The following is an 843-nucleotide window of genomic DNA, read 5'->3' as shown; positions in this document are numbered from 1 at the left end:
GATCGCGACGGTGGGCTCGGTGATGGGGGGCGGCGACGGCCCGCCGCCGGCGCGCATCGTGCTGGAGTCCGACGGCGCCGAGAACGTGCCGCTGGACGCCAACGCCCCGCAGGGGGCGTTCACCGCCGCCCGGGCCGCGAAGGCCGCGGGCGTGCAGATCTCGACCATCTCCTTCGGCACGCCGTACGGGACCGTCGAGTACGAGGGCGCCACCATCCCGGTTCCCGTCGACGACCAGACGCTGCAGAAGATCTGCGAGATCACCGACGGCCAGGCGTTCCACGCCGACAGCCTGGAGTCGCTGAAGAACGTCTACTCGACCCTGCAGCGCCAGATCGGCTACGAAACCGTCAAGGGCGATGCCAGCCTGGCCTGGATGCTGCTGGGGGCGGTCGCCTTGGCGAGCGCGATCCTGGCCGGCCTGTTCCTGAACCGCCGGCTGCCGTCCTGAGCGATCAGACCGGCAGCCGCCGGTTGATCAGCAGCGCCAACGCCGTCGCGATCAGGGCGGTGATCACGCCCAGGCGCAGCCACCCGGCGCTGCCCGGCCCCGCCACGGTGCGATAGCCGATGTCCTTCTCGATCGCGTTGTAGCTCTTGTTGAGCTCGGCGATGTTGCTGGCGGTGTAGGACTGCCCGCCGGAAAGCTTGGCGATGGTCTTCATCTGGTCCGTCGAGACCGGGACGGCGACGCGCTGCCCGTCCATCTCGATCTCGCCGGTCTTGGTGCCGAACGAGATCGTCGAGATGGGCACGCCCTCGTCCCGGGCCAGCCGCGCCGCCGTGTAGGCCCCGTCGTGCGGGTCGCTGGGATTGGACGGCTTGTTCTCCCCGCCGTCGGAC

General features: G+C 70.2%; 2 pseudogenes. One reads left to right on the top strand and one right to left on the bottom strand.

The annotated features are described in order from the left end of the window. Nucleotides 1–451 (top strand): annotated as a pseudogene (locus A5681_RS04860) (hypothetical protein); the annotation flags it as partial. 4 nt (nt 452–455) lie between these two features. Here A5681_RS04860 and A5681_RS04855 read toward each other — a convergent pair. Further along, a pseudogene (locus A5681_RS04855) lies at nt 456–843 on the bottom strand (hypothetical protein); the annotation flags it as partial.

The sequence above is a fragment of the Mycobacterium scrofulaceum genome, assembly GCF_001667885.1.
GTDB lineage: Bacteria > Actinomycetota > Actinomycetes > Mycobacteriales > Mycobacteriaceae > Mycobacterium > Mycobacterium scrofulaceum_C.
This window is presented reverse-complemented; position numbering and strand designations above follow the sequence as displayed.